Below are 24,054 nucleotides of genomic sequence, written 5' to 3'. Positions count from 1 at the left end.
ATGTCTGTCGCGAATCCGACTCACCCCGTTGGCTGGGCTGTCGCGCAGGTCAACCCCGGTAAGGGGTGCAGTAGCATGCGGCGGTGATCCGCTCATGAGGCCGACCATCGCCGCCGACACCCTGCGTCGGACCCTCACCCAGTACCTGACCACGACCTTCGGTCTGACCGAGGACGGCGTACGCCACGGTCTGGAGGGTTTTCTCTCTCACCCGGAGCAGGGCATCTTCCGTGGCCCGTACCTGCGGATCCGCACTCCCTTCCGCCCGGCGGAGGGTGACTGGCGGGCGCACCTCGACTGGGCGCCCGCCGATTTCACCCCTTACCTGCACCAGGCGAACGCGTTCGCCCGGTTGTCGACGAAGGGCAAGCCCGCCGAGCCGACGCTGATCACCACCGGCACCGGCTCGGGTAAGACGGAGTCGTTCCTGATCCCGGTGCTCGACCACTGCCGGCGGCAGAAGCAGCAGGGCAGGGCTGGCGTCAAGGCGATCCTCCTCTACCCGATGAACGCCCTCGCGACGGACCAGACGTCTCGCATCAACGAGTTGCTCTCCGACCCGGCGCTCAGCCAGGTCACCGCCGGTCTCTACATCGGCGACGTGGCGGCCATCGAGTACGCGCACGTCTTCACCAAGCGGTCGGAAATGCGGCGCACGCCGCCGGACATCCTGATCACCAACTACAAGATGCTGGACCTGCTGCTCCAGCGCGCCGACGACCTGCCGCTGTGGGAGGACGCCGAACCGGCGTACGTGGTGTTGGACGAGTTCCACACCTACGACGGCGCGCAGGGCACCGATGTGGCGATGTTGTTGCGCCGGCTCGCCGCGGCGCTCGACCTCGACGAGCCGGAGCGGCCGTTGGGGCCGATCTGCCCGGTGGCGACCTCCGCGACGCTCGGCGAGGGCGGCGGTCGGGACGGTCGTACCGCGATCCGTGAGGTCGCCGAGCAGGTCTTCGGCGTCGCCTTCGACGCCGGGTCGCTGGTGGGGGAGGACCGGTACGAGGCCGGCGAGTTCGTCGCCCGCCAGGACTTCAGCCTGCCGCTGCCCAGCCCGGAGCAGCTCGCGGCCGTCGACGACCGCGACCCCGAGGCGATGATGGCCGAGGTCGCCGAGCTGGTGGTCGGCGAGCGTTGTCTCGACGCCCCGACGCGGCTCGGTGAGCTGCTGCGCCAGCACCCGTTGACGAAGGCGGTGCTCGACTCGCTTCAGACGCGGCCGTGCACCCTCGACGAGATCATCGACGTGTTGCCTCGCAAGAACGCGACCGGCTGGGGCAGCGTGATGAAGACCCCGGCCGGGATCACGGCGAAGGCACTCGCCCGGTTCGTCGGCCTGCTCTCCGTCGCGCAGAACCCGGACGTCCCCGGCCGTCCGCTCCTGAACATCGAAACCCACCTGTGGGTACGTGCCGTCTCCCGCCTGCTGCGCGGCACCTCCCACCAGGCCGCCTTCGGCTGGTACGGCGAAGCGCCGCGCGAGCTGGACCCGTACGCCACCGACGCCGACGTGGTCGTGGCCGACAACCGCTACCCACGGTTACCGGCCATTTACTGCCGGCACTGCGGTCGTTCGGGCTGGATGGCGTTGTCGCCGGAGAAGGACCCGCAGGAGCTGGAGACCGACCCGGACAAGATCTACCGGGCCAGCGTCGGCCGGGACAAGCGTCGGGTCCGCGCGCTGATCGCCGCGACCGACGACGAGGTACGCCAGCGCTCCCGCGGCCTGCTGGTCCTGGAGTACGGGCGTCGGGTGCGCCCCTTCGACGAACACCGCGACCGCCAGCCCACCGACGACGCGATCGTCGTGCTCGGTGACGTCCTCGACATCGACGGTGCAGAGAAGGACCGCTGCCCATCCTGCGAGCTGGACCACGGCATCCGCTTCCTCGGCGCCGGCCTGGCCACCCTCGCCTCGGTGGCGATCACGCAGCTCTTCACCGGTGGGGAGCTCGACGAGGCTGAGAAGACGCTGCTCTTCAACGACTCGGTCCAGGACGCCGCGCACCGCGCCGGTTTCGTCGCCAACCGGTCCTACTCGTTCTCCCTGCGCTCCCTGCTCGCCGGTCGGTTGACGGCTGGGGAGTCGATCGGGCTCGACGACCTCTTCGTCAGGATGATCGAAGAGGCGGCCAAGCCGGAGATCCTCTCCACCGTCGTGCCGCCGGACCTGCACGACCAGCCAGGTGTCGACAGCCTGCTCGCCGGTGAGCACAGCGGCAGCCGGGACACCTGGGAGCTGATCAGCGAGCGACTCGTCTTCGCCACCGTGATGGAGACCGGGCTGCGCTCCCGCCAGGGTCGCACCCTGGAGTTGACCCGCAGCGTCGCCGTCGAGGTGGCCCTCGACGATCCGACGCGAGCCGCTGCGATCTGCCGGGATGTCCACCTCACCGGCCCCGGCCACCTCGCCGTGGCGCCGCCGGACGACGCCCGCTACCTCGCCTTCGTCCGCGGCCTCTTGGAACGGCTGCGTGTCCGCGGCGCCGTGTTCCACGAGTGGCTGGTGCCGTACCTGAAGCGCGGTGGCACCCGGTGGCAGATCTGGGGTGGCCGGCCGGCCGGGATGCCCGCGTTCCCGAAGGGACTGTCCGCGCCCGCGTTCCTGCTCGCCACGCCGAAGTCCCGCTCGGAGTTCGACGTGATCACCGCACGGGGCAACTGGTACCAGGACTGGACCTCCCGCTGCCTCGGTCTTGATTCCGGTGACGCTGCCGGCTTCCTCAGCCGGCTGTTGCCGGCCCTCGCCGCAGATGGCGTGGTCGCAGTTGGCGACACCGAGGACGGCAACACGGTGTACGGGCTGATGCCCGGCCATCTGCGGGTGACCCGACTCGACGACGCGTCCGCCGCGATGGCCGGGGTCGGCTGCGACACCTGCCACTGGCAGCAGACCGAGCACCCTGACCGGGTGGCCGACTGGATCGGCCAGCCGTGCCGGCAGTACCGCTGCCGGGGTCAACTCCAGGCCGCCCGCGACGACACCGCCGCCGACGACTACTACCGCCGGCTCTACCTGGACAGCCCGGTGTTCCGGGTCGTCACCGGCGAACACACCGGCATGCTGACCCGCGCCCAGCGGGAGACGGTGGAGAAGCAGTTCCGCGACGGCGAGCGCTACACCGACCCGAACGTGCTGTCCTGCACACCCACTCTGGAGATGGGCATCGACATCGGCGCACTCTCTGCGGTGGTGCTCGCGTCACTCCCGCACGGCCCGGCCAACTACGTCCAACGGGCGGGCCGCGCCGGCCGCAAGAGCGGTAACGCACTGGTGCTGACCCTGGTCGGGAGGACCGAACGGGATCGTTACTACCTGGCCGATCCGCGTGACATGATCGCCGGCCAGATCGTGCCACCCGGTTGTTTCCTCTCCGCCGTGGAGATCCTGCGCCGCCAGTACCTCGCCCACCTGATCGACCTGGCCGCCCGTGGCCGTCTCGCCGGGGTACTGCCGATGCCGCGGCGGGCGCACGTGCTGTTCGGTCCGACCGGTTGGCTGACCGGCCTCGCCGAGGCCGCGCGTCGCGACGGCGGTCGGCTGGTGGAGGAGTTCCTCACCCTCTTCGGCGACAAGGTTCTGCGAATTGCCGCCGACCAACTGCGCGAGTTCGCTGCCGATGGCATCGTCCACCGGGTCAGGGAAGCCGACGAGATCTGGGATTCCCGATTGGCCGACCTGCGTCGCCGGATGCAGGAACTCGCCACCGCCCGAGGCACGCTCGTGCCCAGCGACCCGGACCACGCCCGCGAGATCAAGATGCTGAAGGCGGAGGAGGGGGCGGTCCGTCGCCGGCTGCGCGAGGTCAGCTCGGCTGCCGCCCACGGCACGATGGTCGAGTTCGGGCTGCTGCCGAACTACGCGCTCATCGACAGCCGCACCGACCTCGAAGCCACCCTGACCTGGGAGGACAAGGCCGACGGCGACCGCCGTTTCCACAGCGAACTGCGCGAGTACGCCCGCCCCGCCCGGCAGGCGCTGGTCGAGATCGCTCCCGGCAACAGTTACTACGTACGGGGCTACAAGCACGAGATCTCAGGGCTCGACGTCGGTCCGGCGGACCGGCCGGCGTACGAGCAGTGGCGGATCTGCGCCCAGTGCGGCTATGTCCGCACCCACCTCGCCAAGGAGGACACCAGCGCCTGCCCGCGCTGCGCGGACCCGGGCATCGCCGACCACGGGCGACTGTTCCAGGTCCTCCAACCGACCCGGGTGCTCAGCCGTGACAAGCGTAACGACGCCCGCATCCGCGACGACAGCGACGACCGGGACCGGCGTTTCTACGCCACCACCGTCGCCGTCGACGTCGACCCGGCCAAGGTCGATTCGTCCTGGCGGCACGCCCATGACACGTTCGGCGTCGACTACAGCCGGCACGCGATGATCCGGCACTTCAACCTGGGCGCGCAGCGCTACGACCGGGCGGCCGAACTGTTCGCGGGCGAGGAGGTGCGGATCAACCGCTTCCACACCTGCACCTCCTGCGGCGGGACCACGGTCGACGGTGCTCCCGCAGTGAGCCAACAACTCGCCGCGGAGGCCTCCGGGTCGACCGTCGTGAAGGGCGCCGAGCATCACCGGCCCTGGTGCCCCTACCGTCGCTCGCCCGCCGCCCCGGACGCCCACGTCGACCTGATCCTCGCCCACGAGTTGGAGACCGAGGCGCTGCGCATCCTGATCCCGGCCGCTACCGCCGTGGTTCAGGAACGCATCGCGTCGTTCGCTGCCGCGATCCGCCTCGGCATCGCCGCGCAGTACGGCGGGGACCCGGCGCACCTTCAGGCTGCGTCGGCCACCATGCCGGACGGGCAGAGCGACGGGACGCGCAACTTCGTGGTCGTCTACGACACTCAGCCGCAAGGCACCGGCTACCTGCACCGCCTCGCCAAACCTGAGGAGTTTCGCGCGGTCCTGGAACTCGCGCGGCAGCGGATCGCCGACTGCGCCTGTCGACACGAAGGCAGGGCGGTCTGTCACCGTTGCCTCCTGCGCCACGCGCGCAACGAGCACTTCGCCCTGATGAGCCGCGACGAGGCGTTGGGGATGCTGGACAAGCTCCTCGACAACTGGGATGTCCAGGAGGGCACCCGGACGGACGAGATCTCGCTGATCCACCAGGTGGAGAGCGAGTTGGAGATGCGTTTCCTCACCAAGCTGCTGGCGCTTGGCGAGACACCCAACTCGGGCGTGCGGATCGATCGGCGGACCGACCACGACGGTGCCCGCATCGCCGACCTGCGGTTCGTCCGCGACAACGGTCAGAGTGTCACCCACTGGCAGATGAAGCTGCAGAACACCGTTCGCGGCACCCGCCCCGACGTCCACTTCAAACGCCTCGACGCGCCGTCGCCCGAGGTGGCCGTCTACCTCGACGGTTTCAAGTACCACGCTTCGTCGCAGTACAACCGGCTCGCGGACGACGCGGAGAAACGGGCCCGGCTGCGCGCGCACGGCTACCTGGTCTTCGCCGCCACCTGGGACGACGTCAAGACCTGGGGCAGCACCGACGGGCAGGGGCGGTGGGCCCCGTACGGTGGGGTCAGCAAGCAGACGGCCCGGGAGCGATACCGACAGTTCCTCCCCGGCGCCGACCCCGATGAGCTTGAGGAAACCATCTGGGTCAACCCGATCGAGCAGCTGATGCGCTTCCTCGCCGACCCCGACCTCACCCGGTGGCAGCGTCGGGCGGAAGCCACCCTGGCCGGCATGATCAAACAGGCCCGGGACAACACCGCCACCGACTCTGGTGGCGTCGCGGAGCGGCTCCTGGCGGCACTGCGTGGCGAGCCCCTACCCGGTCCGACAGCAGGCAAAATCATGATCGCCCGTGCCCGGGACAATGCTGACTGCCCGGTGACCCTCGTGGTCGACGGGCGCAGCAAACCGCTGCCGACCTGGTCCGCGCTGGCTGTCCTCGATGACCTGCCAGCCGCCGTGACCGGGACGGGTCACAAGGACCGTTGGGCCGCGTGGCTCGCCTGGGGCAACGTCATCCAGTTCCTCGGCAATGGTGGCGGCGATGCCGGTCAGCTCGCCGTGTCCACCCTGGACACCTTCGAGCCAGCTTCGATGGCCGTCACCGAGGGCACCGGGCTCGTGCTGGCCCACCGCGCGCTGCCGCTCGACGAGGAGACAGCCACCTGGCTCGGTGTCGTCGCGCAGCCGGTGGCCGCCGAGCCCGGAAGCCTCGACACCGAGTCACCGTGGCGGGAAGTCCTGCGCTACCTCGACCCGGACGAGAAGACCCTCGACCAACTCGTCCAGCAACTCGCCCAACAGGACCTGCCCGCCCCGATCGTCGGCTACGAGCTGGGCGACCAGGGCTGGCCGGCCGAACTGGCCTGGCCCGACCGGCGGATCGCCATCGTGCTGACCGGCCCGTCCGACGACCCGGAGACGGAAGACCGCGACCGGGCGTACGCGGACGCGGGCTGGCACGCCCGTACCGCGCGGGAATGGTCGGTTGACGAGTTGGCGGCAGAGATCAAGGCGACGACCGGGGGAGAACGCCGATGAGTACCGGAGCAACGACTCTGCGGATGCTGGACCGCGCCGACAAGGAGGTCATGAAGCTCACCCGCGCCGACATCGGAGCGGTCTACGAGTTCATGCACAAGTTCCGGCACAACCCGGAAAACCCCGGCCTCAACCTCAAGGCGCTCAACAGCGAATCCCGGCTGATGTCCGCCCGCGTCAACAAGGACTACCGGGCGCTGCTGCTGCACATCGCCGCGCGCGACTACCTGCTCGTCGCGGTCAAGCACCGCGGTGAGGTGTACGACGACCTCAGCCGCTACGCGTACCGCATCAACCGGATCACCGGCGGCATCGAGGTCGTCGACCTGGCCCCCGTCGGCGACAGCATCATCGGCCGGGTCGTGCCGCCCGAGATTGAGCCCGAGCCCGCGCAGAAGCCGCTCTTCGACACCTACACCGATGCCCAACTGCTGAATCTCGGCGTCTCCGAGCCGTTGCTGCCGCAGATCCGCGAGCTGACCACCGAGGCGCACCTTCTGGAGCTGCTCGATCGGGCACCGCAGCTCACCACCGACGTGCTGTTCGCGCTCTTCGACGGCACCCCCTACGACGAGGTACTTCAGCAGGTCACCGACCCGGTCCGGGCCGACGAACCGGTCGACCCCGAGGATTTCGAAGCCGCCGTCGAACGTCCCGCCACTCAGGTGACCTCCGACGACGAGGCGTTGCAGGCGATGCTGGGCGAGGCCTTCGAGCGGTGGCAGATCTTCCTGCACCCCACCCAGCGGAAGCTGGTCGAGCGCACCTACAGCGGCCCGGCACGGGTCGGGGGTGGTCCCGGCACCGGAAAGACGATCGTCGCCCTGCACCGGGTGGCGCACCTGGCGCGGCAGTTGCCGCCCGGAGTGGACAAGCCGATCCTGCTCACCACCTTCAACCGGAACCTCGCCGCCGACCTGCGGACCCGCCTGATGGCCCTGGGCGGGCAGGAGTTGGTGTCGCGCGTCGACATCGTCAACATCGACCGGTTGGCCAGCCGGGTCGTGGCCGAAGCCAAGGCGGGTGGCAGCCGCCGCGTGGTGGACGACAATCGCGTCCTCGAACTGTGGGACGAGTTCCTCCTGGAAACCGGAGAGACCGGCTGGGAGGCGGAGTTCCTCGCCGCCGAGTGGAATCAGGTGATCCTCGGCCAGGTGCTCAACTCGCGGACCGACTACTTCAAGGCCCGCCGTCCCAACCGGGGTCGTAGTCTCACCCGGGCCGAGCGGGACCAGATCTGGCAGCTGACCGAACGCTTCGCCACCTGGCTGGAGAACCGCGGCATCTGGACCTGGCGACAGGTGGCGCAACGGGCCGCCCGCCTTGAGATGGACCGCACCGCCCACACCGGTGGCGTGGCCGGTGAATCGTCCGGTGGGTTCTACCGGCCGCGCTACCGCCACGTAGTGGTCGACGAGGCACAGGACCTCAGCGCCGCGCACTGGAAGATGCTGCGCGCCATGGTCGCGCCCGGGCCGGACGACATGTTCCTCACCGGCGACACCCACCAGCGCATCTACGACAACCACGTCACGTTGGGCAGCCTCGGCGTCAACATCCGCGGCCGGTCGTCCCGACTCACGCTGAGCTACCGCACCACCCGACAGATCCTCGCCGACGCCCTACAGATCATGACGGGGGAGGTGTACGACGACCTTGACGGCGGTGAGGAGAACCTGGCCGGCTACCGGTCGTTGCTGCGCGGCGGCCGACCGGTTTTCCGAGGTGCAGCGACCTGGGCGCAGGAGCGGGACCTGATCGTCGAGCAGCTGCGCGACTGGGGCAACGCGACGGATGGCTCGATCGCCATCTGCGTACCGACCAAGGACCTCGCTGCGGACGTCATCAGTCGGCTGGAGGCGGACGGCTTGGCGGTGGTGGAGATTGGCCCGGATGGCCCGAAGCGCCCCGACGGTGTGCACGTCGGCACGATGCACCGGTTCAAGGGCCTCGAGTACCAACGCATGATCATCGCCGGGGTCAGTGACGGCCTGGTGCCTCGGCAGATGATCAGCAGGTACCGGGACACTGACCCGAAGCGCTACCAGCGCGAGCGCCAACGTGACCGGTCGCTGCTCTTCGTTGCCGCCACCCGTGCTCGGGACGAGCTCGCGGTGTTCTGGCACGGCACGCCCAGCCCATTCCTGACCGGGCGGCTCGTACAGCGACAGCTAGCCTGATTGCCGGCTCCTGCTCAGGCGGGGTCGGCGTGCGATGCGGGGAGGCTGTAGGTGCAGGCGGGGGATCGTATCGGTGACCGGTACGAGTTGACGTATCCGGTTGGTCGCGGCGGAATGGGCCAGGTCTGGGCCGGCTTCGACGAACGACTCGACCGGCCCGTGGCGATCAAGTTCCTTCGGCAGGTGGAGGTGCCGGAGGACGAGCGGGAAACGGCCGGCAAGCGCTTCCGGCGGGAGGCGAGAGCGACCGCGAGACTCGATCACCCCGGCGTGCCGGCCGTCCACGACCTGGGCGTGCATGGTGAAGACCTTTTCCTCGTCATGCAGCTCGTGCCGGGGATGGTCCTCGCCGACCACATCGCCGAGCAGGAACGACTGCCGGTCGGCGAGGCGGCTTCCATCGCCGCGCAAGTCTGCTCGGTGCTCGTCGCCGCCCACGCCGCCTCCCTCGTACACCGAGACCTGAAGCCACAGAACCTCATGATCACCCCAACCGGGGTGGTCAAGGTGCTCGACTTCGGTGTGGCGGCGCTGCTCGGCCCGGCCGAAGCGTCCCGCCTCACCGCGACCGGACGTACGCTCGGCACCCCCGCCTACATCGCACCCGAGCAGGCCCAGGGCGGCCCTGTCGGGCCTGCCGCCGACCTGTACGCCTTGGGCTGCATTCTCTTCGAGATGCTCGCCGGGCACCCTCCCTACGAGGCAGCGAACGCTCCGGACATGATGCGCCGCCACCTGCATTCGCCGATCCCCATCATTGGTGAGTACCGCTCGGACGTGCCCGACGACCTGGCGCACCTCCTGTACTGCCTGCTGGCCAAGGATCCAGCGGAACGGCCAGCGTCGGCGGGCGAGGTTCGTCAGATCCTTACGCCGTTCCTCGAAAACGGTGAATCACCGGGGCTCGTTGTCGCACGAACTGACGACAAGGGTCCCGGCCCTGCCCCCGTCTCGGTTCCGCCGCAGAGGGCCCAGAGCGAGCTGGTGGAGTTGCGGGCGCAGGCGAGGGAACTGGCCGAGAACGAGCGTTTCGTGCAGGCCGCCGAGGTGTTGCAGCGGGCTCTTCGCTCGGTGCCGCAAGGCGATGAGCGGCTTGCCGCTGAGACTGTGGCGCTACGAGTTGATATCGCGAACCTCTTGATGCTCGCGGGCGACTTCCGGAAGGCACGTCGCGCCTTCGAGTCTCTGGCACGAGACCTGGAGCAGTCGGGCGGGGAGCAAGACCTTGTCGAGGAGTGTCGACAGCAGGCGGTGGCCTGCCAGCTTGAACTGGGCGAGTGCGCTGACGCCACCGCCCGGTAACTCGGGCACTTCGGCGCCTGCCGACGCTGATGGGCAGCGCAGATAACAGAAACTTTCCCGATTTCACCCGGTTGGCCAGGCGATCGATCCGACCGGGTTGATGATCTTCGCGCCAGTATTGTTGCTGGTCGGAGCCGTTGACGTGTCTTCAAGGTTGGCCGATGGTGTTGACCGTCGCTGCGACGCCATTTGCCCAGGAGGCACCTTAGTGTTTGACGTACGAGTTCGTGGATGGCGCCCTCTGGCCCTGTCCGTCACCGTCACGGCGGTCACCGTGCTGTTGGCCGGCTGCGGCCCGAATGCGCCTGCCACCGCTCTGCCGACGACGCCGGCCCAGTCCGACACGTCGGGTTTCGGTCAGTCCTCGGCCCCGGGCCAGGCGCCGACCTCGTCAGCCGTGCCGAGCGGCGCCCCGAGTGTGGATCCATCGGGTGCGCCGTCGGGTGCGCCGTCGGGTGCGCCGTCGGGTGCGCCGTCGTCCACGACGCCGGCTGCGCAGGGGGCCTGGATCAAGGCCGCCAACCCGGTCACCAACGTCAAGCCGTCGCACGCGGTCCCGCCGAACAAGGGCGGTTTCCACGAGTTCCAGGCGAACTGCTCGGTGAGCCGGACGAACATCGGTGACGACCCGATCGTCTTCCCGAAGCTGCCGGGTGCCTCGCACTCCCACACGTTCATGGGTAACACCACCACGAACGCGGCCTCGACGGTGACGTCGCTGAGCGCTGGCGCGACCACCTGCAAGGCCAAGGGTGACCGCTCCGCGTACTGGATGCCGACGTTGTTCAACGGCGACAAGGCCGTCAACCCGGAGGGTCTGCAGACCATCTACTACAAGGCCGGCGTGACCGACTACCGGAGCGTCCGGCCGTTCCCGAAGGGCCTGCGGTACGTCGTCGGCAGCGCCAAGAACACCGACGCGGACAAGTTCCTCGACGCCACCGAAGAGGGCTTCGAGTGCGGAGACAGCTACAAGAACAAGAACATCCCGTTGACCTGCCCGGCTGAGCGCAGCGTGAAGCTGAACATTCGCTACCAGGCGCCCAGTTGCTGGGATGGCCTGCACCTGGACTCGCCCGACCACCAGCGTCACATGGCGTACCCCGTCGACACGCACACCGCCTCTGGTTGGGTCTGCCCGGACTCCCACCCGGTGGCGGTGCCGAAGCTTGAGTTCAAGATGGCCTGGCCGGTGAACGGCAACATGTCGAAGGTGCGTTTCGCCAGTGGCGCCGGCCCGACGTTCCACTACGACTTCTTCAACGCGTGGGACGACCGGACCTTGGCTGCGATGGTCAAGGGTTGCATCGTCGCGGCCCGGCAGTGCGATGCCCAGGGCCACGACGGCCGGGACGACCAACAGCCCGCGCCGTACGTCCTGAACTCGGACTACGTGCTGCCCTGACGTATCACGTCCGTATGCACAAGGGGTGAGGCGAAAGCCTCACCCCTTGTTGTTGTGGGGACATCGGACGTAGTCGACCTGGTGGCGAAGGCTGCTCGGGTTCGGTTCGCCAAGCCGGCTTCCTTGCTGCTCGTGATCTTGGAGGGATGGGGGACGTGATCACGGCCGTCCGGGGGTTCCCGCCGACCGATCGTCTGGCTAGCTTTGGGCCTGCTCTGGGTTCCGGCTGCTGAGCGTCGACCAGTACGGGGGCTGGGGAGTAAATGGTGTCACCGGTGATGCCGCCGAATCTCACAGCGGCGAATGATCTGCTGCTGCAACGAGGTCCACTGCCGCTCGAGGAGGTTTCCACGCTTCTGCGAGCCGGCGGAATCGTCCTGACCGTAGCCCGGTTGGCCAAGCTGCCCGAACGATTTCCGCATGCGTTCGTCCTCGACCAGCAGGGCCGTCTTGCTGTCCCGTCGCAGGCCGTCGAGGCTCCAACGAAGCAGCCGCAGCAACCGGGTCAACCGCTGCGTCCGGGGCTGCCGGCGTGGCGGCGGACGACGCTTTCGCCGACCGTTTCGCTTGCTGACTGCCTCGTCATCGCCGTCGGCTCCTCCGACGGGGATGTGGCAGCTCTACGAACAAGTGATGGGCAGTGTCGACTCGTCCGGGCCGGCGCGGACTGGAGAGCCGAACTAACGGACTTCGCCGCGGGTGCCGCCTGTGTCGTGGGCCACGGCATCGACTGGTCGCAGTTGCCGCAGGGCGTCGTCGAATGCCTGCCGGATCTGAGGGTCGAGCTCGGCGTGCTCGCGCTGCTCCAGGACCCCACCCGACCCAGCGTCCGGCTTCCCGAGTTGTGCGGGGCGCTGGGCTTGCCGCCGGGCGACGGTGACGCCCTCAGCGAGGCACGGTCAACGGCGGACGCTCTGCGCGCGATCCTCGAACAGGTCGACGGGGGAGACCCCTCCTGGCAGCTCGCCCGGGCATGTCTCGCCGCGGCGGGCTCCGCGGTGGCCAACCTACTGCCGGACGGCCCACTGCCCGAGCGCGTCCGCGACGGCGTGCGGTGTGCCCAGGATCCGCTGCTGCAACCGTTGGACGATGGATACCGGTCAGCGGGCGAAGCGGTTCGTAACGTATTCAGGCAGCTCACCGACCGTGGCTACGCCTCGCGGCCGTCCCAGCACGAGATGTCGCAGGCGGTCGCCCAGGTTCTCGACCACGGCGGGCTGCTCGCCGTCGAGGCACCCACTGGCACCGGGAAGTCCCTCGCGTACCTGACGCCGGCCGCCGGCCGCGCCAGCGGTGAGCGTCGGCCCGTTGTGGTGGCCACCGCGACGAAGCTCCTGCAGCAGCAGCTGCGCCGTGACGTATCCCGACTGAGGGAGCAGGGGCTCTTCTCCGCTCCGCTACGCCAGATCTTCGGCGTCGCCAACTACATCTGCCCCCGGGAAATTGGCGCGGCGCTCGACGAATCGGGCGACGAGGCAGACCCGGAGCACTGGCTGGCGGTGGCGGTAGCCATCCGGGGCCTCGCGGTCAGCGAAACCGGCGTGTGGGATGACATTTCCGACACCGAGCTGGGCCTCCGGCCGGCCTACCGGGCGACGCGCGACACGCTACGAACGGACGCCCGCTCCTGCGAACGGCAACAGTGCGCCTGGCTTGCGAGCTGTCCGCTGTTCCAGCGGCTCGCCGGGTTGCAGGAACGCCCCGGTGTGCTGGCCGTCAACCACGCGCTGATCGCCACCTGGGCGCAGCTCGCCCAGCAGGGCGTGCGGAGCCCCGGTGATGTGCTCGCGGAGGGCGCCAGTGACCTGGTGTTCGACGAAGCTCACGACCTTGAGGATTCACTGACGAACGCGTGGACCGAGGCCGCCGGGCGGCGGGCACTGCTCGGGTTGGCCGCGGCGCTGGACGGGCGAACCGGACTCGACCGGCAGCTACGCCGCCTGCGCGCAACCGGTAGCGATCTGGGCAGCGGACGTCAGCTACCGGCGATCGCCCGGCAACTGCGCCGCGACTGCGAAAGCCTCACCACCGCCGTGCTGCGCTACCTGCACGAGTACGGCGGCGCGGCTCGCTCGACGGTGCCCAACAGCGGTGTCGTGCACGGCCGCATCGAATACCGGCAGCTCGTCGAGCAGGTCCGTCACTCCGTTCGCCTGCTGGGGGACCTGGCCGGCGAACTGGCCGCAGTGGAAACTGCGGCTCGCGCGCGCCTCGCGGAGACGGACGGTACCTCACATCCGCTGCTCCGCAGCGTGGTGTCCCGCCTCCTCGGGTTGACCCACTCCGCCACCGACCTCGCGCAGGTACTGGGGCGGCTGCGAGATCTGCCCGACGAACATCTTTGGGTGTACCGGCTCTCCGCCGAGGTCCCCACTGGCGACCCGTCGGTGGCGGGTGCCGACGTCCAGCCCGACTGGACGTTCGAGTGCATTCCCATCGATGTGGGTCCTGCCTTCGTTGGTGCGGTCGTGCGTCCGGCGCGAAGCGTGACCCTGACCAGCGCCACCCTGACAACCGGCGGCACCTTCGACTACGTCGCCGCTCGCCTGGGCATCCGCGTGGAGCCGGGCAGCAGCGCACCCGGCGTGTTCGACGGGCGTCAGCTGCGTAGCCCCTTCGACTACGCGGCGCAGTCCGCGGTGGTGCTGACCAGTCACCTCCCGGTTCCCGTGCCGACGCAGGAGCGGGAGTTCGTGGAGGAGTTCGCCCGCGACCAGGTGGGACTGCTGTCGCTGACCGGCGGCAGATCCATGACGTTGTTCGCCGCCCGGCGACGGATGGAAGCGGTGGCGCAGCTGGTGCGACAGCACGATGACGCCCTCGCCGATCGGAATGTGCGGTTACTGGTCCAGGGTGAGGCTGGCCGAACCGAGATCGCCGAGCAGTTCCGGACCGACCCCGGCAGTGTGGTGTACGGGCTGCGTTCCTACTGGCAGGGGTTCGACGCACCCGGGGACACCCTGAGCTACCTGGTCATCGAGAAACCGCCCTATCCGCACCCCGACGACGCCGTGGTCGGCGCTCGAATCCGCGCCATCGCCGACCGCGGCGGAGACCCCTTCCTCGATTATGTGGTGCCCAAGACGGCGGTGCTGCTGGCCCAGGGCTTCGGCCGGTTGATCCGCAGTGAAACCGACCGCGGCGTCGCGCTGATCGCCGATCGGCGCATGCAGTCCCCGAGCAGCGCGAACCGGCTGCTGTTGTCGACGCTGCCGGGGCCGGGGGTGCATCACGCCGCCGATCGGGACGACGCCTGGCGCTACGCGCTGCGCTTCGTCACCGGCGAGGAGCCGGATCTGAGCGCGGCGTTGGCCTTGGCGGGCAATGAGGTGGACGAGATTGTGCAGCGGCTGCGGCTGGTGCCCGGGGAGGACCCGGAGGCAAAGCTGCGCGAAGGTGCCCGGCTGCTGTTCGGGGTGCAGGAGTTGCGGGAGACCCAGCTGCAGCTGATGCTCGCGCACCTTGCCGGCACCGACACCGTCGGAGTCCTGCCCACCGGCACCGGCAAGTCGCTCTGTTTCCAACTGCCAGCCCTGCTCCGCGCGCAAGACCGCGCGACGGTCGTCGTCAGCCCCCTCATCGCGCTCATCAAGGACCAGGTGGACGACCTGCGCGGACTTCGCGGCCTGCGCGGTGTGCACGGCATCACCGGCAGCACCCCGGCCACCGTGCGCACCGAGATCCTGCGGGATCTGGCCGCCGGCAAGGTACGGCTGCTGTATGTGTCGCCGGAGCGGCTGGTCCGGGATCCGGTGCTGCGGGTGGCGCTGGAACGCCAGGACCTCGCCGGCCTCGTGGTCGACGAGGCACACTGCGTCAGCGCCTGGGGGCACGACTTCCGGCCCGAGTTCCGACAGGTGTCGCGGGCTGTGGCCCACCTCGACCGGGCGCCACGCATGGCGCTGACCGCGACCGCGACCCCGCCAGTGGTACAGGACATCATCGGCACTCTGGAACTGCGTCAGCCGGTGACGGTCAGTCGGCCGTCCGACCGTCCGAATCTCCGGTTCCAGGTCACCAAGGTTGCCGACGAGCGGCAACGCGCCCGGGAACTGCTCCGCATCGCCACCGCGATGGGTTCCACGCCGGGCATCATCTACACATCGAGGCGGGCCGCCGCCGAGGAGGTCGCCGCTCTGCTGCGACGGGCGGGGCTGGCCGCTCGCCACTATCACGCCGGCATGGTGCCCGAGCAGCGTGAGGCGGTCCAGGACGACTTCCTCGCCGGCACAACGCAGATCATCGTGGCGACCAAGGCCTTCGGCATGGGCGTCAACAAGCCCGACGTCGGCTGGGTGGTGCACTACGACCTGCCGGAGTCGTTGGACGCGTACGTGCAGGAGGCCGGGCGCGCCGCGCGCACGCCGCAGCTGCGTGGTGAGTGCGTGCTGCTGTACAGCGGCGGGGACATCGCCCGCCGGCGCGCGCAGGTGGCTGATGGCACGAACGTCGACCGGTACGCGCAGGCGCAGCGGGTGCTGCGCCTCCTCGGCGAGCAGCGCAGGCGCGGCGGCGACGTGGTGTTCGACCAGGAGGAGTTGGCCGAGGCCGCCGGCGTCGATCCGGACGAACTCAACGTGCTGCTGGGCTGGTTGGAGCGCGCCGGCGCGGTGGAGCAACTTCCGGACTGCTCGTCGCGCGGCACGGTGCATGTCGGCCTTCGGGAACCAGCGGACCAGCAGCAGCGGCGGCGGTTTCGGGAAATGTCGGTGCTGCTGCGCATGCGCCCGCAGGTCGGCAGCCGGATCGACTTCGACCGGCTCGAACAGGAGCACGGCATCGACCCCGATGAGCTGGAGCGCGATCTGGTCGCGTGGTCCCTCGACCGGTGGGTCACCTTCTCGTCGTCGCAGCGGTACCGCCGGCTGCGGCTGCGTGCCCGGCAGGTCGACGCGGAGCTGTTGGGGCGGGAGGTTCGACGGTGGAGCGCCTGGCAGCGCGAGCAACTCGACGCGGTCATCTCCTACGTCGGGCAGCCAGGGTGCCGCCGTGCCGCCATCGTCAGCTACTTCGGCTTTCCCGCCTATACCTGCGGCGAGCATCGGGAGGCGTGCGATTCGTGCGGCGGTAGACCGACGTGGCATGACCTTCCCGCCTCGGCGGTCCCAGACCCGGAACACCTGGTCAATGTGGATCTGACGGTCCTGCAGGCGGTGGCCTGGGCGTCAACGTTGCAGACCGGTCGCTACGGGGCGGTCGGCCTCAAAGCGGCCGTACTGGGAGCGGAAGTGCTGGCCGGCGGCCGTGCCATCGGTGCTGGCCTCCGTCGCTGTCCGCAGTTCGGCGCACTGCGGCACGTACGCGCGGCGGATCGGCGCTGGGACGAGGCAGCCGCCCGTCTTGTCGCCGAAGGCCTGCTCGCGCGTGACGAGGTCAGCCGGGACAACAGGAATTACCTGAGCCTGGCGATAACGGATGCTGGGCGGGAACGGTTGGGGGGCCGTCGTGGGTGAACTGGTCAGTGTGGAGCGCGTCATCACGGCACAGCTCCTCGAGGAGGGCATGATCTCCCTTGGGCCGATGGAACAGGCCCGGATCAGGCTGCCCACCCACTCCGCCGATCTCACTCTCGTGGCCGACGGCGAGTCGCTCCCGGTCGCCTGGATCGCCGGTCGGCGCTGCTTGCACAGTGAGGCGCTCGCCGACTACCTGCAGGACACCGCCCGGGTAGGGGGCCTGCTGCGGTTGGAGCGCCGCGGCGGCGACGCGTTGCGGTTGATCGTCTCCGCGCCGGGAGCACGGCTGTCGTCCGCTCCCCGGCTGCCGGGCGTGGCGATCACCGGCCCCCGCACCCCCACCGCGAGCGGCGCGGCCGCACGCTCTGCCGGGCCGGCGCAACGGCGAGCCAGCACCGGCGGTCGCTATCGCCTGCGCCAGCGTGACGAGTACGGCTGGCAAGGAAAGATCGGCTTTCTGAAGAGTGCCCGCAAGCATGTCATCGGTGCGCTGAAGAGCCGCGGCTGGGACCCGGCCGAGGCGGTGGAGATGCGGCTGGCGGGGGAGCGCCTGGCGACCCTGGACCAATTCGACGAACTGCTGGCTGTCGACGCGGCGCACATTGAGCACATGCCGCACCAGGAGGCGGCGGCCCGGACGGTGCTGGCGCGGATGGGCGGTCGAGGCATCCTCGCCGATGAGGTCGGCCTGGGCAAGACCGTCGAAGCAGGCCTGGTGATCAAGGAACTGATGCTGCGCGGTCTTGCGCAACGGATCCTCATCATCTGCCCCGCCCCGCTGCGCGACCAGTGGCGCGACGAGCTGCGTGACAAGTTCGACGAGGACTTCGCCGTGGTGGCCAGCGGCCAGGACACCAAGGCCTTCGAGCAGGACCGGGTCATCATGACCTTGCAACTGGTGCTGCGTAACGCAGAACGGCTCGGCCGGCGGTTCGACCTCGTCGTCGTCGACGAGGCCCACCGGCTCTCCGGCGCGGGTGCGAAACGCACTCGTGAAGTTGTCGGCGAAGTCGTCGCCGCGGCGCCGCGTGCCCTGTTCCTGTCCGCCACTCCGGTACAGAACAATCTGCTGGAGCTCTACCGCCTGGTCGAACTCCTGCGCCCCGGCACCTTCGAATCAGAGTCCGACTTCGCCTACCGTTTCGTCGACCGCGGCGATCCGCGCCGGCCGGTCAACGCCGTCGAGCTCCGCAAGCTGATCAGCAGCGTGGTGGTGCGCACCACCCGCCAGCAAGCGGGAGTCGACCGGGTGCACCGGATGCCGCCGCAGGACCACGGCGTCGTGCTCACCCCTCCGGAGCGTCAGCTGTACGACCTCCTGCTGCACACGCTGCGGCACCGGATGACCGGCCCGGCCGACACCATGCGTCGCCGGCAGCTCGCGCTACGGCTGACGGCCTCCCCGCAGGCGGTGTCGCGCAGCGCGCTGCGCATGGCCGAGCGCGAACCCGACCGGCAGTTGCAGCAGGTCCTCAGCGAGATCGGCCACCTCGCCGGGGATATCAGGCATACCTCCCGCGAGCAGACCGCGCTGAACGTCGTCGAACGCTGGCTCGATGAGCATGGACGGGTGCTCCTGTTCACCCAACACACCGACACCCTCACCGGAATCCTCCGCCTGCTCGACGGCGCGGGCATCAGCGCCGCACCGTTCCATGGCGGCATGACCCACGCCGCCCGCAGCTCTTCGGTGGCTGACTTCCGCGCCGGCCGCGCACGGGTGCTGGTCTCCACGGACGCCGGCGCCGAGGGGCAGAACCTCCAGGTGAGCAACTGCGTACTGAACTACGACCTGCCATGGAACCCGATGCGGGTCGAACAACGCATCGGACGCGTCCACCGACTCACCCAGACCCGGGACGTGCATATCGCGAACCTCTTCGCCCGGAACACCCTCGACGAGGCGGTCTACCGACTGCTGCACGACAAGCTGGCCATGTTCGAGCTGCTCTTCGGTCAGGTGGTGACGGTGCTCGGCGAGTTGGAGGGCACCCAGGACGCCAGCATGGAAAGCCGCGTTCTGGACGCCCTCTACGCCAAGAGTGACGCCACCATGCAGCACCGACTGGACGAGCTGGGCGTGCAGCTCGAGGACGCGCGCAGCCGAGCAATGACCATGATGACCGCGGACGCTGGGCTCAGCGACTGGCTCGCCCAACGGAAAGAGGAACGGCGAGAGCGTGCCGCGCAGCCGGAGGCCCGGGAACTCCTGCCGCAGCAGTCCAACCGACCACGCCGCAGGCAGCAGGACCTCCAACAGTTCGTCAGTCGATTCCTGACATCGGCGGGAGCGACGCTGACGCAGCCCGCCGAGGGGCTGATCGTGGCGACCCTGCCCGAGGACCTCGCCTCAGCGATGGGTGACCGTCGAGAGCTCTTTCTCGCCTTCACCAACGCCGCGCTGGATCACCACCCGGAGGCGCAGCTCTGCGTTGTGGGATCTGAACTCTTCGATGAGTTGCTGGAGGTGCTGCGCGAACGCGGAGACCTGGCCGGCACGGTGGCCGCGATTCCCGACCTGCACCAGAAGCCGGTGCTCGCGCACAGCCTGGACGTCCAGTTGGTCAAGCGTCACGCGGAGCCGGTGGACGAATGGGCCGCGCGGGCCACGTACCGCGTGCAGGAGGGAGCCACCAGCGGTAACCAACAGCTGGTGACCGTCTCCGTCGGGCCGGCCGTCGACCTCAGCCAGGGCCGGGTGGCTCTGCCCGACGGTGCCCTGATGCCGTCGACGTTGTCAGAGAAGGCTGTCCTTGACGTCGTCGACCGAGAGGCGGCAGTGCAGCTGGAGCAGAACCTGCGGAAGGCTCGCGAAGCCGAGCAGCACCGCCAACAGCAGGCGCAGCAGGCCCTTGTCGCCAACCTCGAAGCGCAGCTCGCATCCGTGCAGAACAACTGGCAGAAGCGGCGCAACACCGAAGCGTACATAGAGCTGTGGGAGCGCGAGCGTCAGCTGACCCGAGCCATCGAGGCAGCCCGGCGCCCCGCCAGCGAACGGGTGGACGCCGAGCTGCGCGCCGAACTGCTCGCCCTCGAGATGCACGGCTCGGGCGAGCTTGTCGTGGTAGAGCGCTGGGAGCACCGCGGTGGTGTCGTCCGGGAAGTGCGGTACCCGTGGACCGGCGACCTCGCCCGGCACGGGCTGACCTGCGAGGCGACCGGCAAGCCACTCAAGACGCTGAGCCTGTGCGGCAGCGGCCACGTCATCGATCAATCCGCGCTCTCAGCCTGCCAGACCTGCGAAACCGCCTGGTGCGAGGCCTGCGGCCCAGACCGGGCCGTGCGCGCCTGCCGAGGCTGCGGCCGGGCGGCCTGCGCCACCTGCCGCGCCGATGGACCGCTCTGCTCCGGCTGCGCCCGGCCCGAGCGCGCGCCGGAGCTGGACGCGGACTGGGAGATCGGCTGGCGCTTGGGCGGCCGGGCGCACCTGCTGGTCGGTGAACGCCATGCGGTGCTGGTCAACGCAGACGGTGAACGGCACACGCTGGTGCCGGCGCCCGATGTCAAGGAGCCGGCTCGGACGCGAGTGCGAGCGCTGGCGCACCGACTCGGGCTGCCCGCCGGCGCGGGCCTGACCGCGGCGGCGCCTCAGGTCGCGCCGGCCGACCTGACCGTCGGCAGCGTGTGGGCCACTGTGTCGTCGTCAGCCTGGTGGACCTGGCAGCCCGACAACGGGGCAACCATCGACCCGGACCTCGTCGAGACGCTGCCGGAGATCGCCGGCCCGCCGGTCACCGCGGAAAACGAGGCCGGCTTCGGTGCGCTCCTGCCCGACCTGCGTCGCCGCCACCCGGCTCCGCCGGCCCCAGCCGTCGCCGTGATGCCGTTCGCGATCGTGCGACGCGTCGACATCCACGACGGGCAGTTCGTCTACCGCGAGATGTGGCACGACGGCGACCGGGCACCCCAGCTCGCGCGGGCCGATCGCGAGCCGCTGGTGGCCAGCCAGCACGAGGCGGCGCCATTCTGCCGGCCGGTCGCCGAGACCGTCGTCGGCCCGGTCAGTGTCGAGGTCGACGCGCTGCACCGCTCATACCTCTGCCTACTCACCGACGGGTCGGTCAGCCGGACCGTCTTCGTGCCGGGACTTCCCGGCGCGACCGTGCAGGCGGAGGAGCACCTGGCGCGAGCGGTCCATGCCGCCGGCCTGCCGGCGAATCGAGTGGTCGTCCGACACCCCTGGACGGCGCCACCGGCGGCGGGGCTGCGCTACAGCGCGGCTGCGCCGGGGGTCGTGGTGAAGCGGAAGGTGGAAACCCTCCGTAGGCTGATGGAAGCGACGACCGGTGAGCCGGAGACGGGATTCCTCTTCTCCGACAAGACCCGCGGTGAGTTCGCGACCGCTTCGCCCACCGATGACGAGGCTCTGCGTACCGTGCTCAATGCGCTCACGGAGCCGGCCACGTCGGTCTCCGTCGGCGACTGCATCACGGTCGACGAGAACTGGCGCTCCCCGCACGGCAACGCGGTTCGGCGATATGTGATCGCCCCTGCCCCACCACTGGCCACGGGCCTGCGTAACGAGCGGACGTTGATCAACCCGGGCGAGACGATCGCGGCCACGCTCGCCGACGGGCACCGGGCGCTCGGTGCCGTGTACGTCGACAGCGGCGGCCACCTCGTCGATCAGGAACAGGTAGCTGGCTGTCCGGTCTGCGCGCGGGCCTATGGGCCCTGCTGCGGTGAGAGCGGCGCCATCGCCGGCTGCTCGTCCTGCGACCGAGCCGCGTGCGGCAGTTGCCGGTCAAACGACCCGTCAACAGTCGTGGAGAGCCGGTGTGAGCGTTGCGGGGACCACTCGTGCGGCGAGTGCTCGCGCCGCCTTCCCGTGCACGCCTGCCACCTCTGTGGTCGAGATGTATGCCGATCCTGCGCTCCTGGCCCCGTCTGCGGTACCTGTCGCCAACTGGCCTCGGCACGTCGCGAGCAGATCGCGGCTCTCCCGTCGGACCTGTGCGCCGACGGTCTGACCGTACTCATCGGTGAGGACGACGGCGGGGTCGTCGCAGTGCTGCACGGCGCAACTCGGACGGAGATCGCCGTCATCTCGTCATCCACCGTGCAGCGGTGGGAGACTCTTGCCAGCGACGAGGAGAACCTCCTTCGCGTACGACTGGGTGTGGCCCGTCTCGCGGGCAACGGCGACGTCGCGCTACGGGCCATCGCCGGGGAGAATCCTGCCCTGGACGCCGATTGGCTGGTGCTCGCCCGCAGCCACAGCACCACCTTCCACTGGCAGGTGGACGGCGCCGAGGGCCGGCAAGCCGGCAGTGCCGCCGAGTTGAGCCACCTGCTGAGCACGGGCGACCTGAACGACGACCTTGTCGCTGCCTTCGACGAGGCGCTGCACGCCCATTCGGCGCTGCCCGTGCCGGCACCGGTCCCCGCACCTGCGGCGCGGCGTCAGGCGGTGCAGCGGCTCACCGCGAAACTCAACGTGCCCAAGCCCCGTGCCGTCGCCCACGCCTGTCGGCAGCACACCGACGTCACGCTCGCCCTGACGCCGAACGGTTTGACGCGCCGCCGAGCCGACGGTGGTGCGGTGCACGAGGAGCGAGCCGACTGGCATGCACCCGACAACGTGCCGGCCTGGGCCGGCAGCGGCTGGCACCCCGAGCCGGAGATTGTCGCTGCCGCTGTCCTGGACGATTGGACCGCCGTCGTCGCCGCGGTCGGCGGTCACGCTCTGCTCGGCCTCAAGCAGGATGGCGCGACACCGATCTGGCACCAGCTCAGCGATGGCAGCGAGGCGGACCTCAGTCGAGCGGCACTGGGCCGGGAACTGCTCGGTGAGCGGGCGCTCGTCTCGGTTGTCGCGCACACCCCGAAAGAGCAGATCCACGGTCCCGTGATCACTCAAGGCCGACTGCTCGCCCGTCGTACCACCCCAAGGGTGACCCGGCAGCCGGCGCAACCTCGGCAGCCGGCGGTGCTTGCCCCCGCGGCGGCCGTGGCCGCGATCATTCCGCACACCAGGCCGAGCGCCCCCCTGGGGGCCACCGGCCTGCCGCAAAAGATCGCGCGGGCACTGCGAGCCCGAGTCGTGGCCCACCTCGCTGCTGAGGTCGATGTCACGGTCGGGCTGGCAGTCGAGGAGCATTGGAGTCTGCCCACCGGCGCGACGATCACGGTCGTCTACGAGGTGCCGGCTGGACAAACTGTCGGCTATCTGGTGGACGCAGCCACGGGTGAACCCCTGCAGGAGGCAGCAGCGTGCCGGCGCCACCACCTCGCCAAGCGGCTGGAGGTGTGCAGCACCTGTCTGACCGCGACGTGCGCCGCGTGCACCGATGCCGTTCGTCCCTGTGCGCTGTGCCGGGGACGGCTCTGCGGTAGCTGCCCGGCGACCCCGGACGGCCGTTGCCCAGCCTGTCGCGACCTCAAGAAGGCGGGTTTGCTGGAGCGCCGGAAGCTCGGCGTTTCACTCCGAGGAGCGGCCTGGCACAGCGAGGCGACGCACGCGCGGATCATCGTCCGCCGGGACAAGGAGCAGTGGACGCTGGAGCGGTGGGACAAGGACGGACAGTGGGCGGACACTCTGAAGGGCGAAGCCCTGCCAGCCGTGATGCGCATGCTCGGTGAGGGCGAATGACCGACGATGTCCAACCCTGAGGCGCCCCGGGGCGCCTCCACGACCTGCGCCGCTAGCCCTCGACGCACGCAGTGGCGAGACATCCCGTCCGGCCGATCGCGGCGTCCGGGGCAACGATTTGCGCTTGCAGACTGTAAGGTGCCCGGCATCTGTCCTACTAGGACACCGAGATGAGGGGGCGTTTATGAAGCGAAGAGCCATGGTCCTATTGGCGGCCCTGCTGCCGGGCATGCTCTCACTAATCGCGTTATCACCGTCGCCGGCAACTGCGGCGCCATGCTGGACGTCGTTCAACCCGCCAGCTCCACAAGGTGGGCCAATGGTCCAATACTATCGGAATTGCTCGCCGGTTGTCGTCACCGTGACGCCCTACTACAAGCCGAGCTGGGGAGGCATAAGCGTCTTCACAGACGAATGCCAGATCGCCGACCCCAACGAGACGGTTCTATGGAATTACCCATCGACGATAGAGAACGCTATGTACAGTACGGCTGTCTGTGCCGGTGGGCCAGGCTCCGTCGGTAAGTATGAGGTCTCCGCAGCCACCCCTTGCTACACCTCGTTCATGCCGGCGGCACCTCGTGGTGGCCCGATGACCC

Annotated in this window: 7 protein-coding genes; 6 read left to right on the top strand and 1 reads right to left on the bottom strand. The window is 69.5% G+C overall.

Annotated features, from left to right (window positions below):
* The first annotated feature begins 94 nt into the window (after positions 1 to 94).
* From EV382_RS11110 to EV382_RS11095, 4 genes are all read left to right on the top strand, one after another.
* Entirely contained in the window at positions 95 to 6,520 is a 6,426-nt protein-coding gene (locus tag EV382_RS11110; protein ID WP_130401486.1) for a DEAD/DEAH box helicase, read from the top strand.
* Positions 6,517 to 8,700 (top strand): UvrD-helicase domain-containing protein, encoded by a 2,184-nt coding sequence (locus EV382_RS11105; RefSeq protein ID WP_130401485.1) that lies wholly within the window; start codon positions 6,517 to 6,519, stop codon positions 8,698 to 8,700. Before EV382_RS11110 ends, EV382_RS11105 begins: the two co-directional genes overlap by 4 nt.
* A gap of 51 nt (positions 8,701 to 8,751) precedes the next feature.
* The gene (locus tag EV382_RS11100; protein ID WP_130401484.1) at positions 8,752 to 10,002 is read left to right on the top strand and encodes a serine/threonine-protein kinase; all 1,251 of its coding nucleotides are present in this window, start codon (positions 8,752 to 8,754) and stop codon (positions 10,000 to 10,002) included.
* A 208-nt stretch (positions 10,003 to 10,210) separates the two neighbouring features.
* The gene (locus EV382_RS11095; protein WP_244236626.1) at positions 10,211 to 11,407 is read left to right on the top strand and encodes a DUF1996 domain-containing protein; all 1,197 of its coding nucleotides are present in this window, start codon (positions 10,211 to 10,213) and stop codon (positions 11,405 to 11,407) included.
* Positions 11,408 to 11,676: 269 nt separating this feature from the next.
* Here EV382_RS11095 and EV382_RS33085 read toward each other — a convergent pair whose 3' ends face one another.
* The gene (locus tag EV382_RS33085) at positions 11,677 to 11,916 is read right to left on the bottom strand and encodes a hypothetical protein (RefSeq protein ID WP_208758370.1); all 240 of its coding nucleotides are present in this window, start codon (positions 11,914 to 11,916) and stop codon (positions 11,677 to 11,679) included.
* A gap of 204 nt (positions 11,917 to 12,120) precedes the next feature.
* Here EV382_RS33085 and EV382_RS11090 point away from each other — a divergent pair, with 204 nt between their 5' ends.
* Both EV382_RS11090 and EV382_RS11085 read left to right on the top strand, forming a co-directional pair.
* Entirely contained in the window at positions 12,121 to 16,860 is a 4,740-nt protein-coding gene (locus EV382_RS11090; RefSeq protein WP_208758369.1) for a RecQ family ATP-dependent DNA helicase, read from the top strand.
* A complete protein-coding gene (locus EV382_RS11085; RefSeq protein WP_165435764.1) occupies positions 16,853 to 23,455 on the top strand; it encodes an SNF2-related protein in 6,603 nt (2,200 codons plus the stop codon). Before EV382_RS11090 ends, EV382_RS11085 begins: the two co-directional genes overlap by 8 nt.
* Positions 23,456 to 24,054: the final 599 nt, after the last annotated feature.

It is taken from the genome of Micromonospora violae, from assembly GCF_004217135.1.
Lineage (GTDB): Bacteria > Actinomycetota > Actinomycetes > Mycobacteriales > Micromonosporaceae > Micromonospora > Micromonospora violae.
This window is presented reverse-complemented; position numbering and strand designations above follow the sequence as displayed.

Bases quoted from the DNA above. Each gene is read 5' to 3' on its own strand.
- EV382_RS11110 (WP_130401486.1), top strand. From the start codon at position 95: ATGAGGCCGACCATCGCCGCCGACACCCTGCGTCGGACCCTCACCCAG.
- EV382_RS11105 (WP_130401485.1), top strand. From the start codon at position 6,517: ATGAGTACCGGAGCAACGACTCTGCGGATGCTGGACCGCGCCGACAAG.